Annotated in this window: 15 protein-coding genes; 3 read left to right on the top strand and 12 right to left on the bottom strand. The window is 48.1% G+C overall.

What is annotated here, in order from left to right:
- Positions 1 to 148: 148 nt before the first annotated feature.
- The 3 genes from C8D73_RS04760 (at position 149) to C8D73_RS04770 (ending at position 5459) form a co-directional block, all read left to right on the top strand.
- Positions 149 to 2311 carry a Tex family protein gene (locus tag C8D73_RS04760; RefSeq protein ID WP_113077470.1) on the top strand — a complete coding sequence of 721 codons (2163 nt, stop codon included), beginning with the start codon at positions 149 to 151 and terminating at the stop codon, positions 2309 to 2311.
- A gap of 153 nt (positions 2312 to 2464) precedes the next feature.
- Positions 2465 to 4600, top strand: a complete 2136-nt coding sequence (locus C8D73_RS04765; protein ID WP_113077471.1) for a sensor domain-containing phosphodiesterase — start codon at positions 2465 to 2467, stop codon at positions 4598 to 4600.
- Positions 4601 to 4673: 73 nt separating this feature from the next.
- On the top strand, positions 4674 to 5459 hold the full coding sequence (locus tag C8D73_RS04770; protein ID WP_113077472.1) for a 4Fe-4S binding protein: 786 nt from the start codon (positions 4674 to 4676) through the stop codon (positions 5457 to 5459).
- A gap of 46 nt (positions 5460 to 5505) precedes the next feature.
- Here the strand turns inward: C8D73_RS04770 and C8D73_RS04775 are convergent, their stop codons facing one another.
- The 12 genes from C8D73_RS04775 to dnaX all read right to left on the bottom strand — a co-directional run bounded on the left by C8D73_RS04775 (position 5506) and on the right by dnaX (position 16930).
- On the bottom strand, positions 5506 to 6108 hold the full coding sequence (locus C8D73_RS04775) for a LysO family transporter (RefSeq protein WP_021719025.1): 603 nt from the start codon (positions 6106 to 6108) through the stop codon (positions 5506 to 5508).
- Positions 6108 to 6404, bottom strand: coding sequence for a LysO family transporter (locus tag C8D73_RS04780; RefSeq protein WP_021719026.1), 297 nt, complete (start codon positions 6402 to 6404; stop codon positions 6108 to 6110). Before C8D73_RS04780 ends, C8D73_RS04775 begins: the two co-directional genes overlap by 1 nt.
- 67 nt (positions 6405 to 6471) lie before the next feature.
- Positions 6472 to 8082 carry a DAK2 domain-containing protein gene (locus C8D73_RS04785; protein ID WP_113077473.1) on the bottom strand — a complete coding sequence of 537 codons (1611 nt, stop codon included), beginning with the start codon at positions 8080 to 8082 and terminating at the stop codon, positions 6472 to 6474.
- A 19-nt stretch (positions 8083 to 8101) separates the two neighbouring features.
- Positions 8102 to 8959 (bottom strand): DegV family protein, encoded by an 858-nt coding sequence (locus C8D73_RS04790; RefSeq protein ID WP_170123168.1) that lies wholly within the window; start codon positions 8957 to 8959, stop codon positions 8102 to 8104.
- A gap of 408 nt (positions 8960 to 9367) precedes the next feature.
- Positions 9368 to 10816, bottom strand: a complete 1449-nt coding sequence (locus C8D73_RS04800) for an LCP family protein (RefSeq protein ID WP_021719029.1) — start codon at positions 10814 to 10816, stop codon at positions 9368 to 9370.
- Between the two features lie 26 nt (positions 10817 to 10842).
- Positions 10843 to 11496 (bottom strand): NUDIX hydrolase, encoded by a 654-nt coding sequence (locus C8D73_RS04805; RefSeq protein ID WP_113077476.1) that lies wholly within the window; start codon positions 11494 to 11496, stop codon positions 10843 to 10845.
- Between the two features lie 129 nt (positions 11497 to 11625).
- Complete coding sequence (locus C8D73_RS04810; RefSeq protein WP_021719031.1) at positions 11626 to 12837, bottom strand: dicarboxylate/amino acid:cation symporter; 1212 nt, start codon at positions 12835 to 12837, stop codon at positions 11626 to 11628.
- Positions 12838 to 13029: 192 nt separating this feature from the next.
- Positions 13030 to 13848, bottom strand: a complete 819-nt coding sequence (thiD, locus tag C8D73_RS04815) for a bifunctional hydroxymethylpyrimidine kinase/phosphomethylpyrimidine kinase (protein WP_113077477.1) — start codon at positions 13846 to 13848, stop codon at positions 13030 to 13032.
- A gap of 22 nt (positions 13849 to 13870) precedes the next feature.
- Positions 13871 to 14206, bottom strand: coding sequence for a pro-sigmaK processing inhibitor BofA family protein (locus C8D73_RS04820; RefSeq protein WP_021719033.1), 336 nt, complete (start codon positions 14204 to 14206; stop codon positions 13871 to 13873).
- Positions 14207 to 14224: 18 nt separating this feature from the next.
- On the bottom strand, positions 14225 to 14824 hold the full coding sequence (recR, locus tag C8D73_RS04825; protein ID WP_021719034.1) for a recombination mediator RecR: 600 nt from the start codon (positions 14822 to 14824) through the stop codon (positions 14225 to 14227).
- Positions 14825 to 14826: 2 nt separating this feature from the next.
- Entirely contained in the window at positions 14827 to 15153 is a 327-nt protein-coding gene (locus C8D73_RS04830; protein ID WP_021719035.1) for a YbaB/EbfC family nucleoid-associated protein, read from the bottom strand.
- Positions 15154 to 15196: 43 nt separating this feature from the next.
- Positions 15197 to 16930 (bottom strand): DNA polymerase III subunit gamma/tau, encoded by a 1734-nt coding sequence (dnaX, locus tag C8D73_RS04835; protein ID WP_113077478.1) that lies wholly within the window; start codon positions 16928 to 16930, stop codon positions 15197 to 15199.
- Positions 16931 to 17140 lie beyond the last annotated feature (210 nt).

Consider the following 17140-nt stretch of genomic DNA (forward strand, 5'->3'; position numbering starts at 1 on the left):
ACTAAATTATAATAAAGAAAAACTTTCCTGTCAATATTTAATATCCTTTAATTGTAGCTGTTTAAACATATTTCACAAACCTTCCACAAGGATTTTGGCAATTAAAAGCGAATTTTATAATTATTATACACAAGAAAGAGGTAGACCCATGACCATTGAACAAATAATTGCCGGCGAACTGTCGGTCAGACCGCAGCAGGCAGCCGCAACTCTAGAACTGCTGGACAGCGGTAATACTATCCCTTTTATCGCCCGCTACCGCAAGGAAGTGACCGGATCGCTGGACGAAGAACAAATCCGTATGATCAGCGAACGTGCTCAATATCTGCGTAATCTGGAAGAACGCCGTCAGGAAATACTGGAATCAATAACTTCACAGGAAAAACTGACCCCTGAACTTGAAAGCCAGATCAAAGCTGCTGTCAAAATGCAGGAGCTGGAAGATCTTTATCTGCCTTACCGTCCTAAAAAACGTACCCGGGCACAGATAGCCCGTGAACGCGGACTGGAGCCGCTGGCAGAACTGATCATGGCTCAATCCCAGCCGCTAATGACCTTAGACAAGCTGGCCAGCCTGCATGTAGATCCTGAAAAAGGTGTCAACTCTGTTTCCGAAGCCTGGGCCGGGGCCTCCGACATAGTTGCCGAAAATATTTCCGACCGCGCCGATATCCGCGAACTGATCCGCAAAGAACTTTGGAAAGGTGCCGAACTTGCTTCAACGCTGACAGTTGACGAAACCGAAGGGCAGGATTACCTGATGTATAAAGAATATTCCGAACCGATACGTCAGCTGCCGCCGCACCGCATTTTAGCCTTGAACCGCGGTGAAAGCAAAAATTGTCTGAAGCTCACCCTAAATTATCCTGCGGATTCCATGCTGACTAAACTGGCTCAAAAACTAAAAATCCAGCCGCACACAGTTTGGAACGAGCTTTATACAAATGCTGTTGCCGACAGCTACAAAAGGCTGCTGTTTCCCTCGCTGGAGCGGGAACTGCGTAACGAACTGACGGAAAAAGCAGAAAAACAGGCTATTTCTGTCTTTGCCGCCAACCTGCGGCAGCTGCTGCTGCAGCAGCCTATTGCCGGGCATACTGTTTTAGGTCTCGATCCCGGTTACCGCACCGGCTGTAAAGCAGCCGTTATTGATCCCAACGGACGTACACTGGCGATCAATACGCTGTATATCACCGGCAGCCAGCATCAGCGTGAACAAGCGGAAGCCGGCTTTATGGATCTGGTGACCAGGCATAAAGTGACCCTGGTAGCTATCGGCAACGGAACTGCTTCTTTTGAAACAGAGGAGTTTACGGCCCAGATGATCGAAAAATACCATCTTGATATTGCTTACCTGATCGTCAGCGAAGCAGGCGCTTCTGTTTATTCTGCCTCCAAGCTGGCCCGCGAAGAGCTGCCCGATCTGGACGTTTCCCTGCGCGGAGCGGTATCCATTGCCCGCCGTGTACAGGACCCTCTGGCAGAACTTGTCAAAATAGAGCCCAAGGCTATTGGTGTTGGTCAATATCAGCATGATGTCAATCAAAAGGAACTCACTGCGACCTTAGGTACTGTTGTCGAGTCCTGCGTCAACCACGTCGGAGTCGAGCTGAATACAGCTTCTCCCGCTCTGCTTTCATACGTAGCAGGCATTTCCGGCACCGTCGCCAAAAATATTATTGCCTACCGTGACGATAACGGTGCCTTTACCAGCCGTAAGGAACTTTTAAAAGTTGCCCGTCTGGGTCCGGCAGCCTTTACTCAATGCGCAGGCTTTCTGCGTATCGCCCAGGCAAAAAATCCTTTAGACAATACCTCCGTCCACCCTGAAAGCTATACCTTAGCAGAGCAGATCCTGGCAGAGCTTGGCTTTGACCTGAAACACTGTAATGACATCGCTGTTCAGGAAGCGGCAGCTAAAGCCGACGCCTCTGCCATTGCCGTCAAACTGAACGCCGGCCTGCCGACTGTAACTGATATCCTGGAAGCCCTGGCCCGGCCGGGGCGCGATCCGCGCGAAGATGCTCCGGCACCGCTGACACGCAAAAAGGTAGCAAAACTGAGCGATTTGGAGATCGGCAGCGTTGTCAAAGGAACAGTCCAAAATGTTGTTGATTTCGGAGTTTTCGTAGATATCGGCCTAAAAACCAGCGGTCTGATTCACCGCAGCGAATTATCCAACAGTCGGTTTCACCACCCTCTGGACGTTATCAGCGTCGGCGATGTGATCGAGCCGGTCATCATCAGCATCGACGAACAACGTAACCGTATCGGCCTGAGCTTAAAACAGGCAAAAAAAACTACCGTCTAAATATAATTTAAACAGACGTCTTTTAAGACGTCTGTTTTTTATTGTTACAAATTATATTTTCATCACAATATTAATAAATATAAAGATATGTATACTTTTATTTTTATGATATAATATTTTTAAATAATAATCAATAATATTTAGGTGATAAACATGAAAAGAGATATCAATACCCTCAGTCTGTTAAATGAAATATCGGAACTTGTTTATGTTTCCGATCCAGAAACCTACGAGCTGCTGTTTGTCAATCAGACAGGCTGCCAGACACTGCATCTGGAAAACTACAAACACAAAAAATGCTATGAAATTTTACAGGGTAAAACTTCACCCTGCGAATTCTGTACCAACGACAGACTGTGCGATGATAATTTTTATACCTGGGAATTCACAAATCCCTCTATCGGCAGACACTTTTTACTCAAGGATAAAATAATCCAATGGCGCGGCAAAACTGCACGCATGGAAATAGCTTTTGATATAACAGAACGCGAACTGCAAAAGCAGGAACTGAAAAATATGCTTGATGTCCAGACCTTAATTACCAACTGTGTCAGAATGCTTTACGCCGTCGATGACCTCGATCAGACGATCAATGCTGTCTTGACCCAGATCGGCGAATTTCTAGTTTCTGACCGTGCTTATGTTTTTGAAATCAAAGACGAGTTGATGAACAACACACATGAATGGACAGCTCCCGGGATCTCGCCGCAGCTGGAGAAGCTGCAGCAGCTCGATCTGTCATTGATTTCCGACTGGCTGCCGTTTTTTGAAAAAAACGACTGTATCATCATCGACGATGTCGAACAGCTGCAAAAGACTAATCCGGCGGCTTATGCTACGCTGCACGCCCAGGAAATCACCTCTTTGATCGCTGCGCCTATTTTTTTGGATAACAAGCTGGCAGGCTATATCGGCATCGATAATTACGACAGTGAAAAAATCAAAAATTCTTCTTATTTGCTGCTTTCCATGTCCATTTTTCTTTCCTATGCGATCAGACATCGGAATCATGTCGATATGCTGCATCGCCTCAGCTACCACGATCTGCTGACGAACGCACTGAACAGAAACGCTTTTATGGACGTGCTCAGTCAGTTCAGGCCGGGACAATATGCTTCTGCCGGCATTATTTATATCGATATCAACGGTATGAAGGAAATCAATGATTTTTACGGCCATCACCAGGGTGATAAAATCCTTATAACAACTGTAGCCAAAGTCTTCAACCTTTTTAAACCCGACGAACTTTTCCGCATCGGCGGTGATGAGTTTGTTATCATCACCTATGATCTGACAGAAACCGATTTTTATGAAAAATTTAACCTTTTGCGTAATATTTTCTGTGAAAAAACTAACTTGCCCTTCTCCATCGCTACAGGCAGCTGCTGGGTCAAATCCCCCAGCGATTTAAACAGCCTGCTGCAGCAGGCTGACAGCGCTATGTATACGGATAAGAAAAAATTTTATTATGGCAAAGAAAAAACAAGCCGCTATCGGCATAATTTAGATGATATCCTCAATCTGGCCAATTACAGCGCTCTGCAGGAAGCACTGACAGCCGGACAGTTCTGCATTTATTTCCAGCCTAAAATTTCTTTGGATACCGAGGAATTTATCGGTTCTGAAGCTTTGATCCGTTATATAAATCAGGCCGGAGAAATCATTGCCCCCAATAATTTTATTCCGATCCTGGAAGAAGCGAGACTGATAAAAATGCTGGATCTTTATGTTTTTGAAGAAGTCTGTAAGCAGATCAATATCTGGAAAGAAAGAAAAATGCGGGTCAAACCCGTTTCTATCAATCTTTCACGCAGCACTCTGTCTTACCATTTCCTGGCCGATCAGCTATTAGCTCTTATCACCAAGCATAATATCGACATCAGCCTGCTGGAACTGGAAGTCACCGAAACTGCCGAAGTCGATAATCAGCTTGTTTTCAGCCAGGCTTTGGAAAAACTGAAGGAATATGGTTTCTCTATTTCCATTGATGACTTCGGCGTTCGCAACGCCAGTCTTTCGCTGTTCACTACTATCAATTTCGATATTTTAAAATTAGACCGCAGTTTGGTAAAAACACTGGCACAAAACCAAAAGGCACGTATCCTTATCCGTTCTCTGGCTGTCATTTGTTCTGATCTCGGTATCAAATTGATTGCCGAAGGCGTGGAAACACTGGAACAGTTGGATATTTTAAAGGAATTGCGCTGCAATGAGGTGCAGGGTTATTTATTCAGTAAACCTCTGCCTTTAAATGACTTTGAAAACAAATATCTCCAGATCCTGCGGTAAGACGGCTTGTTGACAGCCCAGACTGTAAGCCTCATAATAAAATCAGAAGCATAACCCTGAAGGAGGCGGTCTTATGACAGCAATAACCGGCAAACCAGCAAAAATATATACAGCTTATTTCAGTCCTACAGGCGGTACCAAAAAAGCAGCCCTGGCACTTACCAGTGCTCTGGCTGATACAGACGGATTTACAGAAATAGATTTGTCTTTACCTGCTTTGGCACAGTATACTTTCGCTGCTGATGATATCATCGTTGTTGCCGTACCGGTTTTCGGCGGCAGAGTTCCAGCTTTTGCACTGCAGCAGCTGACCGCTCTGCACGGTCAGAATACCAGCGCCATTGCTGTAGCAGCTTATGGCAACCGCGCCTACGAAGATGCCTTGCTGGAGCTGAGCGATAGTCTGACCAGTCAATCCTTCCGTGTGATCGCCGCAGCAGCCGTACTGTCCGAACATTCGATGCTGCGCAGTGTCGCCGCCGGCCGGCCTGATGCTGACGATCTGGCACAATTAACTGACTTTGCCAAAAAAATCTCCGCTAAGCCGTTAACAGAGGCGCCAGCGCTGACAAATATCCCCGGTAATCGTCCTTATAAAGACTGGCAGCCTATGCCCGTCGTACCTCAGGTCAGCGATTCATGTATCCGCTGTGGTATTTGCTCGGCCACCTGCCCAACTCAGGCTATCCCCAGCGGGCAGCCGCACACAACTGACCCCCAAAAATGTATCCTGTGCCTGCGCTGCACTACTATCTGCCCTCAGCAGGCCCGCTCACTGCCTCAGCAGGCTCAGGCCCTGATCACCCAGAAGCTGGCGCCGATAAAAGACATTTACAAAAACAACGAATTTTTCTGCTAAAAACAATAATCCCGCGCTTGTTTTAAACAAGCGCGGGATTTCTTTTTTACTGACCAGGCATGAGTACTGAAAGCAGCACCGGTACCAGCAGCGTCAGCAGCAGGCCGTTGATAAAGGCGAATAGCCCGACATGGATATTGGTATATTTGATAACCACCGGCAGACCGGAATCCATAGTCGCAGCTCCTGATGGCGCCAAAGCCAGGAATTTATTGATTTTTACCAACAGCGGTATGGCTAAAAATGCCAGGACTTCACGCAGCATATTAGCTAAAAAAGCGATCGTCCCGATCTCAACACTATACAGCGTACTGATAACTACAGAGGAAAGGCTGTACCAGCCTAAAGCACTGCCGACAAGCAGCGCGTCCCGCATTTCCATCCCGGTCACGAAGGCTGAAAGAGCCGCACCGCCTAAACTGCCGATAGTTACAGCCGTTGGAATGGCAACTGCCAGCAGAATACTCTGCGGATTGCAGATTTTTTTTATAATATGCCTGTTTCCGCCGATTTCGATACCGGCAACAAAAACCATAAAATACAAAGCCGACATCAAAATCTCGTCCAGCAGGTCTTTATGTTCCAATCCCAAAAAGAAATATCCGCCGGCGATTCCTAAAGCGATAAATGTAAAAATAGCATAAACCATTATTCATCGCTCCCTTCCGCCCGGGCTGCCGTTTTTGCAAAAAGCTTCAGCACCAGCCAAAGCATCAGCACGCTGCCGCCAATGATAAAAACTGCCATGACCAGAGATTTGCCGCCCAACTGGTCCAGTTTGCCCAAAAGCTCTGCATCACAGCCGATCTTAGCACCCAGACACAACAGCATGATAAACAGACTGACTGTAGAAAACCGGCTGAGCCATTTTTTCACATTATAATTTAAAAGGTCACTGCAACCTACGGCGATCCCCAAAACGATCGCGATCATGATCTCCTGCATTGCTTCCCCTCATTCCCATAATATAAAACAAGCCCCGCGCACGGCAGGGCCTGCTGATCACTATTTTTTATTCTAACGACAGCAGCAGCGGATAAAGCGGCTGACCTCCGTCAAAAACTGTAACTTCCCAACCGCCGTCCAGAGCTTCAAGCTCTGCGGCGATTTTATCAGCTTCAGACTGTGTCAGATCACTGCCATAATAAAGACTGATCAATTCCCAGTCGCTGCCGGCCAGCTTGACAGTTTCCGCCGTGACTTCTTCCAGAGTTGCTCCGGCATAAACGATCTTATCTTCCAGCAAACCAATGTACTGCCCTTTTTTTACAGTTATCCCGTTAACAACGCTGTCACGCACAGCAATACTGACAGCAGCACTGTGGGCTTCCTTAGCCTCACGTCGCATCACAGCGCTGTTTTCCTGCAGTGTTTTAGCTGCGTCAAAATGCAGCAGTGCCGCCAGACCCTGCGCCAGATTTGTTGTCGGCACATAATCTACCTGCGCTGCTCCCAATAATTTTTTGACCTGCTCCGCCGCCAGAATAATATTTTTATTGTTCGGTAAAATAATGTACTGCTCCGCCGATCCCTTTTCAATAACTTTAATAAACGCCTCTACCGGCGGATTCATGCTCTGCCCCCCGCTGATGATCTCAGCTGCACCGAGCTGATGCATGATGCTGGCAATACCGTTCCCGGCCGCCACCGACAGTACAGCCAGACCGTGCTTCTCCGTCTGCGCACCGACAACGCGATGCTGATGCTGCTCGGCCATATTGTCGATCTTGATATCGTGCAGAGAGCCCCAGCTCAAGCCGTGCTGCAGAACCAGCCCGGGAGCTTTGGTATGGATATGCACTTTGACGATATCGCCGACAACAGCTACAATCAACGAATTACCCAAAGGCTGGAGAGTACTGCGTACAACGTCCTCTTTGACTTCAGCTTCCTTAACGATAAATTCTGTACAATAAGGATTTTCCAAATCTACTTCCATCTCGATAAAATTGGCGAAGGATGGCTTTGACGGCGGCAGATGCAGCTCACCTGCGTCTTCGCCTCGGAAACCCGCCAGACAGCCTTCCAGGAAAACGATCAAACCCTGACCGCCGGCATCAACTACTCCAGCCGCTTTCAGCGCCGGCAGCAGTTCCGGCGTACGAGCCAGTTCTTTTTTTCCGCTCTCCAACGCCTCGCATAAAACATCTTCAAAATCTTCACCCTGACGCACAGCATGATACGCACCTTTGGCAATAGCACGCGCCACAGTAAGGATCGTTCCTTCAACAGGCTTTGATACCGCCCGATAAGCATACAAAATACCAAACTGAAAAGCTTTGCCCACCTCGTTGCTGGTAGCTCGTTTTTTGCCGGCCAGGCCTTTTCCCAGGCCACGCAGCAACTGCGACAGGATCACGCCGGAATTACCGCGCGCCCCCATGATCGCACTGCGGGCTGCCATAGTCCCTACTTCGGAAACAGTCACATTCTGCAGCTGACTGATCTCACGGGCCACTGCTGCCATCGTATGCATCATATTAGTGCCGGTATCGCCGTCCGGCACCGGGAAAACATTCAAATCATTAATATATTGATAGTTTTTTTCAAAACTTTTATAAGCGCCCAACAGCATATTTTTTATTTGTTCGCCGCTGATAATCGCCTCTTGTTTACTTGTCATATCAAGTCTGCACCTTTCTTCAGCGCTGCCGCCGCACAAAAAGGCCAATAACACCGGGTCCTAAATGTGCTGCCAGAACAGTTCCGATCCCGGTTACCAGAACAGGCAGTCCGGGAAACAATTCAAGCATTGCCCTGCGCAAAGTTTCAGCGTCTTCCTCAGCTTCAGCATTCGCCACATACACAGCTTCTATAGGAGCATTCGCAGCGGCAAGCTCGACCATGCGCTGCAATACTTTCTTACGGGTACGGCATTTATCGACAACGACCAGTTCGCCGGCGGTATCGATGTGCACGATCGGACGTATGCCCAGAATATTACCTACTAAAGCGCCTACGGCGCCTATGCGGCCGCCTTTCTGCAGATAATCTAAAGTATTGACGGAAAAATACGTTTCCGTCCGCTCGATCAGGCCCTTCAGATACTCCTCCAGCTCGTCCATCGTTGCGCCGGTTTCAGCATAAGCGAGTACTTCCATTGCCATTCCGCTGATTGGACAGGCTGCTGTAAGACTGTCAAAGACACGGATATCAGACCCGGGAATTTCACTCATGACCTGCCGGGCTGCTAAGCGTGCTGTCTGAACAGTACCGCTCAAAACACCGTCTAACATGATCGCAATCACTTTTTTACCGTCTGCAGCTAATTCTGTAAATACATCAAGAAATCTGCCGATGGCCGGCTGCGAAGTTTTAGGCAGCTGCCCGCTTGCTTCCACCATGGCAAACATTTCCTGCAAGCTTTTTTCTCCGTCCACCCATTCGGTATCTCCATGTCTTACCAGCAGGGGGACCACATGGCAACGGGGATCGTCCCGCAAGGGTGTTTCTTCTGCAACAGCAATACTGTCCAAAACGATATGGATATCATTTCTCACTGCGCATCCTCCCTTAATCAAATTAACGTACATGCTCTTATTTCAGGCAGACGCCTTTACAATATGTATATATTTTATCATATTTCCAGCTCTATTTCCACTTATAGCACAATTAGCAGGCCTTTTTAGCCATTTTTGTAAAAAAATAAAGTATAATCCTGCTTTTTCCACCACTGTCTGCACTTTTGTTGAAGCTCAACTTCAAAACAGCATTGCAAATACTGTAAACGACTTCAATTTTTTAGCAGACTTAAAAAAGGGTAAAAAAAAAGCCCTTACGAGAAGGGCCAAATGAGGGGCTGTTTTGATACTCCTAGTATAGCATTTTTGTATACAATATGCAATAGCAGTTTTCTGCCTTTTTCAGAAAATTTGTGCAAAGAGAATTTACCTGCATTGGACAAAGGTTTATTGATAATCTTTACCGATAAAAATCACCGCGTCATAAGACGCATCATCAGCCCGCAGAATCCTCAGAGTGTACGGGAACGGTACAGCCGACAGCCTGCTGACCACACGTCCGTTGCTGGTCGTAGATACTACCGTAGTCTGATCACGTTCAGGATCACTGCCGCCGTCGATAACCTCAAAGCCCATTGCTGCCAGTCTTGCTGCGGCATCACTGCCTGCTCCTTTGCCGCTGCAGTCAACGACCTTGACAGATACCGTATTGCGGCTGCTTTCCTTAGCAGGCGGTTTCACAGCCTTAGGCGGCTCTGTTAACTGCTGCCCGTCTTTCTCTGCCGGTCCCAGTTCTTCGCCTGACTTAGATTTTTTAGCCTTAGCTTTCTTTTCGGCATCAGCTTTTTCTTTATTCTTCTCTTTCGTATCCTCTTTTATTTTCTTTTCTGTTTGTTCATCTGCTTTGATTTTCTCTTCTGCAGCTTTCTGTTTTTCTTTTTCCTGCGCTGTAATCAGGTTGCGTTTATACTCTGCTTCCATTTTTTCAGCACCCTGACGATAACGTTCCGTCATCTGCGCGCCCTGCATATCTACCATCTGCTCGCGCAGGTCAGTAATATCGGGAATCCAGTAGCTGATCTCATCAATATATTCAGGCGTACCTGGAACTGTAGCCATCTGCAGACCGCCCTGTTCTTTCATCATTCCGTGTAAAGCGCCGCCCATCGCCAGCATATCTGAAACGGGCAGGTCAGTTTTGACCATTTTCATAATTTCCGAAACCAGCCCCGGCATCTTAGTTAAAATCTGTGCCGAAGCAATCTTTTCGTAAACCGCCATCATAAACTTCTGCTGACGCTTAATACGGCCAATATCGCCTTCCTCATCACGATAGCGCACATACTGGATCGCTTTTTTGCCATCCAGATGCTGTTGCCCTGCCGGAAGATCGATCAGAAAATCATCCCAGTCATCATAATAATACATATCCTTTTCCACATCAATATCAATGCCACCGATCGCATCGACCAAACTTTCAAAACCACTGAAATCGACCATTACATAATTATTGACCTGAATGCCCAAAAGCTCTTCCGTTGTCTGCTGCGTCAGCTTGTGTCCGCCGAACGCATAAGCATGGTTGATTTTATCCCAGCCATGCCCGGGGATCCGCACCCTGGTATCACGCGGAATCGACAGCAGCGAAACATTTTTACTTTTAGGGTCGAACATTACGACAAATAACGTGTCGCTGCGACCAGGATCATCGTCCTTTTCCCTGCCGTCTACGCCTAATACTACGATATTGCGTTTAGAGCCCAGCCGTTCATTGCGCGGCAGGTCATCCATAGTTTTAGCCAGCGTCCCAAACATCGGATCGCCGTTCATATAAGCATATACCAAATAACTGGCGGCAGCGATTGCCGCTACGATCAGCAAAATTAATTTTTTCAATCCTTTTCTTCCTTTCCCACACCCAATTACAAAATATTAGCCTGCAGTTCTTTATGAAACCGTTTAATAAATCCATGCAGTATCCGAGCTGTAAGCCCCCAGATAACATGCCCCTGATATTCGTAAAAATAGATATTATACCCCTTCCGCTTATACCAGTCGTGCGGATGGCGCGGCAGCAGATCAAAAGGAAAATCTGCAGTTGCGCGGTTTGCCAGTTCCATATGAGCAACGCGCGGCTCAGAAAGCAATAAAAAATTCAGCGGCACCGTAAAAATCTCAGCTACCTCATCGCTGTTGCAGTCCAGCTTTACTTCGTTGGCCAGCCTGCCAACAAAAGGATGAATAATAGGTCCCATATGTGTCACCAAGTAATCCAGTTCACCGCACAATTCTATTTTGTCTTCAGTAATACCCAGCTCTTCACAGGTTTCGCGCACAGCAGTTTTGGCAAAGCTATCATCGCCGCACTCATAGCGTCCGCCCGGAAAACATACATCGCCCGGCTGCCAGCCCAAACCGGCGGCCCGTACTTCAAAAAGAACTGCCGGACCCTGCTTGGTGTCTATCAACGGCACTAAAACGGCAGCATCCCACAAACGGTCAGCTTTATCGATCCGGGCAGGACGGCGGTTGAGTCGTTCTGTGATCTGTTTTATAAGTTCAGCTGTTTTTTCCATACAATAACCCCATTTCTCCTATATCCCTTCTGCGTCCACAGCAAATTTCCTGCCGCCTGTTGTGAATTATTCTTGAAATATAAAAGACGGACGGGTCTAAACCCATCCGTCAAGGAGTCTTGTCTTATTTTAATAAAGCGGTTCTTCGATGTTCGACTTTTCGCTTTTATCAACCAGATAAGCAACGGTAGCGTCACCAGTAACATTAACGCAGGTCCGCGGCATATCAAGGATACGGTCGATACCTGCGATCAGAGCGGAACCCTCAAGCGGCAAGCCGATCGCCGTCAATATCATCGTCAGCATGATAAAACCTGCCCCCGGAACACCGGCAGTGCCGATCGAAGCCAGCGTACCAGTAAGAACAATAGTCAGATACTGCCCGGTCGTAAGATCGACCCCATAGATCTGCGCAATGAAGAGTGCGCAGACTCCCTGATAAACAGCAGTGCCATCCATATTGATCGTAGCGCCCAAAGGCAGTACAAAACTGGAAATGTCTTTCGAAACACCCAGCTTTTGGATGCATTGCATGCTGACAGGCAATGTGCCGCCGGAGGAACAGCTGGTAAACGAAAGCACCTGTGCCGGTAAAATTGCTTTGAAGAACTTGACCGGGCTGATCTTGCCGACGAATTTAAGCAGACCGCCATAAACGATGACCGCATGCAGGAAGCAGCCGAGATAAACAGCGATAACAACCTTCAAAAGCGGCAGCAGTACAGCCGGGCCGTTAGCTGCAACGACCGGAGTGATCAAACCGAAAACACCGATCGGCGCCACATTCATGATAAAACCGACGATTTTATAGCTGACCTCTGCCAGACCGTCAAAAACATTGTACAGAGTCTTGGCCCGATCACCGACTGCAGTGATGCCGATACCCATGAACAGACTGAAAACGATGATCTGCAGCATGTTGGCTTTAAGCATCGCTTCCATCGCATTAGTCGGGAAAATGTCAATAATTACCTGCATGATAGGCGGCGCGGCTTTAGCCGCAGCTTTAACGCCTTCACCAGGCATATTCACGCCGGCGCCCGGTTCTAAAACCGTACCTAAAAATATACCAAGTACAATCGCAAATGCCGTAGTTCCCAAATAATAAGCCATAGTTTTGCCGCCGATACGGCCGATCTTTTTGATATCCCCCAAACTGCAGACACCAATGACGAGAGACGAGAAGACCAAAGGAACGATGATCATTTTGATCATATTCATAAAGATAGTACCAAAAGGTCCGATCCATGTTTTGGCGAAATCTACACCTTCCGCACCCAGTTCCAGACCGGCAATGATACCAAGACCAAGACCGATCAGAATTTTTGTTGACAAATTCATCAAAATATCCCCCTTGCGCATAATAAAATATTAAAATTACGTCTACAATAATTAGGCAAAAATAATAAAAATCCTGCCTTCTTTCTTCATGTATACAGTATTTCTGCAAAATCGTTGCCCAAACCGCAGTTTTTTCAAAAAAAATATGCTAAAGTTTTTAGTTTTATCCAAAAACTTTAGCATATCCTGAAATTATTTATTATTCTCCAAACGGTATGCACAATGGTTTGTCGCACCTGAATATTCATTCAGCTTGAAAGAACCGCGCAGTGCGGCCGCTACAAATTTTTTCGCCAGTTCCACAGCTTCGCGCACGCTCAGTCCATTGGCCAGTCCCGCTGTAATCGCTGCCGAATAAGTACAGCCAGCTCCATGATTATAGCAGGGCTCGATTTTAGGAGCACTGGCAATTGTAAATTCCCTGCCGTCATAAAGCACGTCAACAGCTTCCCTGCTGTCATTGCGGGAACCGCTTTTGATTACGACATAGCCTGCTCCCAGCTCCTTGATCCGTCCGGCAGCTTCCTTGATCTCGTCCAGTGTTTCCACCTTTTCCATATCGGCAAGATAGGCTGCTTCGATCGTATTAGGCGTTACTACGTCAGCCCGCTGCATCAAAACAGTTTTGATAGCGGCGGCGGCTTCCGGTACCATGATCACATCCACACCCTTGCAGACCATGACCGGATCAATAACGACATTGCGCAGCTTGAAACGGTCTATAGTACGGGCCACCAGCTCAACCAGCTCGGCACTGCCCAGCATCCCCGTTTTCATAGCATCGATACCGATACCGGCGACAATCGTTTCGATCTGTTTTTCCACAACGTCCAAACCGATCGGGAAAATTTCGTGATCCCAATCTTTATGAGGATTCTGGGCTACGATAACGGTCAGAGCCGTCATACCATAAACATCCAGCTCCTGGAATGTTTTTAAATCAGCCTCCATACCTGCACCGCCGCTGGCGTCGCTGCCGGCAATGGTCATGGCTTTATGCAGCATATTCATAACTTACCTCCTGCCTGAAGCTTTACCTGGCGTAAAGCTCCCATAAAATAACCGCCAAACAGCCAGGTATTCCAAAGAACCCCGCAATCAGCGCTTTGATAACGGTGATTTTGAGTCCGAAACCCAAAAATCCACCTATAAGATTAATAAACCACAAAGCTACCGCACCGCAGATACCATTCCAGATGAGACGAAACGGCAGTGAAAAACATTTTACGACGACGACTAAAATCAGTACGCCGATAATAAACGGCAGCGTTCCTTCCAGAGTACCCGAGTTGAGCCCTTTTACAGCATGGTCAATGCCCTGCATGGCCGAACCGCCCAGATCGCGGACAGCACTTTCTATTTCCTGCATGCTATAGCTCCTTCTTTCTTACATTCTATGCCTGTTTTCCAAAGCACGTGATAAAGTCAGCTCGTCAGCATATTCCAAATCGCCGCCAACAGGCAGTCCATGGGCAATACGGCTGATAACGATACCGACAGGCTTCAGCAGCTGCGCCAGATAGGCAGCAGTAGCCTCGCCTTCCACGTCAGAATTGGTAGCGATGATAACTTCCCTGACCGTATCACCCTGCAGACGCCGCAGCAGCTCTTTTACACGCAGATTATCAGGACCGATACCGTCAAGCGGTGACAAAACGCCATGCAGCACATGGTAAACACCGTTATAACCGCGGCTGCGTTCCATCGCCATTACATCCTGCGGCTGTTCCACAACGCAGACTACACTGTGGTCGCGTCCTGCATTGCCGCAAACCTCACAGGTCTCGGCATCAGTAAGATTATAACAAATATCACACAAACGGATCTGCCGCTTGGCCTCCAGCAGTGTTTCTGCCAGACGGCGCACCTCTTCTTCCGGCATATCGATAATATGATACGCCAGGCGCAGAGCGGTTTTGGAACCAATACCGGGCAGGCGCCGCAGCTGTTCATGCACATTGGCCAGCGGCCGGATCATTCTGGCCATTTTCAGAACATGCCCGGCATTTTCATCCCGCCGGTCAGTTTGCCCATTTCAGCTTCAGTCATTTCGTCGATCTTGCGCATACCTTCGTTAACTGCCGCTACCAAAAGGTCTTCCAGCATTTCTACATCTTCCGGATCTACTGCGCTGGGATCGATCTTAACGCTGACAACTTCTTTTTTACCGCTGACAACTACGGTGACAGCACCGCCGCCTACTGTAGTTTCGATTGTACGCAGCTTTAATTCTTCCTGCATTTTTGCCATATCAGCCTGTAATTTCTGTACTTTTTTCATCATGCCCTGCATATTTCCCATACCACCGTTAAACATTATTGTTCCTCCTCGTAATGATGCCTTGCGGCAGAAATTTGATTTATAATTTTTGCAGTGTGCCGCCAAAAGCGTCCAGCGCAGCCTTCACAGCAGGTTCAACATCTTCCGCCGGAGGCTGTTTTGGAGCAGCTTTAGGTTTGGCAGCGGCAGGCTTGGCGGCAGTGATGCATTCCAACCGTACACTTTGCCGTGCCAGCCTCAGCAGCACTTCTTCAAAAGCTTTCTTATAATCAGGATCGTTCATCCTGACGCACATGAATTTATTTTTGAAACCAACGGTCAAAACGCCGTTTTCATACCCTGTAACATAACCGCCGGCGGCACAGGCCACCATAGACTGTTTTTTCTCATTCTTAAGGATCTCCAAAGCCTGGTTCCACAGATCTTCGCCTTCGGTCCAGTCACCGCTGTATTCCAGTGTCGTCGCAGCAGCTGCTTCCTCAGAAACAGGTTTCGGCTCTGTTTCAGCTTTTACCGCAGCAGCAGGCTCGGGTTCCGCCGCTGGTGCCTGAACGGCACTTACTGCCGGCGCTTTTTTTACCCGGGACGCTGCAGGAGCAGCAACCGCCGCTGCCTGTTTTTCTTCGGGTTCAGGCTTAATCTGAGTCCTGCTGTTTGCAGCACCCAAAGGCACACCGCTGCGTACCTGATGCTCCAGCTGCTCTACGCGGGCCATCAGTGCGGCAATAGTACTGCCCTCAATACGGCACAGATCAAACAGACATAATTCCGCAGTAATCCTGCCCCGCGCACTGAACCGCAATTCACCCATGGCCTGATGCAGACGTTCTTCAGCCGCCATCAGGCGATCACTGCCAAATAACGGAGCCAGCTCAGAAATAGCTTCTTCCGTATCCGTCAAATAAATTTCGTGGTATCCGGGCGATGCTTTATAGAGCAGCACCGCCCGCAGATACTCGGCCAGCTCTGTCAGGATCTGACGCACATCCTTGCCCTGCTCAGCCAAACGGTTCAGCAGCTGCAAAGCAGCTGACAAGTCCTGCCTGCCGATCGCACGCACCAGCTCACGCAGCGCTTCACGCCCCACGATACCTAAAACGTTCCGTACCGTTTCGGCAGTTACAGTATCGGCCATCACGCCGCACTGATCCAACAGGCTCAGCGCATCACGCATACCTCCGTCCGACTGAATCGCAATCAGTTTCAAGGCTTCGTCATCCGCTCTGATTTCGCTGCCGTCAGCAACCTCGCGCAGACGTTTGGCAATATCCTCATTAGTCACACGTTTAAAATCAAAACGCTGACAGCGGGAATGGATCGTTGCCGGTATCTTATGCGGCTCTGTCGTCGCCAAAATAAACACGATATGCGCCGGCGGCTCTTCCAACGTTTTCAGCAGCGCGTTAAAAGCTTCTGTCGTCAGCATATGCACTTCATCGATAATATATACTTTATAACGCCCGTTGACAGGCGCAAACATGACTTTTTCACGCAGGTCACGGATCTCATCGATACCGCGGTTAGAGGCAGCGTCGATCTCAAACACATCCATACTGCTGCCGTCATTGATCCGCTGGCAGTTGGCGCACTCGTTACAGGGATTAGCAGTAGGCCCCTGCTCGCAATTCAGAGCTTTCGCCAGAATCTTCGCCGTACTGGTCTTGCCTGTACCTCTTGGACCGGCAAATAAATACGCATGCGCAATCCGTCCTGTCGTCAAAGCATTGCTCAATGCGATCCTCACTGCGTCCTGACCTACAAGGGCATCGAAGCCCTGCGGCCGCCAGCGCCGGTATAGTGCTACATAAGCCATTTTCTGCCTCCTTTCCCATCATTAAGCCTCTGAGTTTCTTATCTATTTATTATATAAAATTTACGGATATAAGTACATATCCAATTTTGTGAAAAAATTAAGGGACACTTTTGCAGTTACTGCCTGCCGGCTTCGCCGGTAGCGGTAACCCGCGCAGCTCCTTTTTCCGTCGCTGCTTCTGGGTAAGTTCGCCCTTTATTTCCCATGCGG

The sequence above is a fragment of the Phascolarctobacterium faecium DSM 14760 genome (assembly GCF_003269275.1).
Taxonomy (GTDB): domain Bacteria; phylum Bacillota; class Negativicutes; order Acidaminococcales; family Acidaminococcaceae; genus Phascolarctobacterium; species Phascolarctobacterium faecium.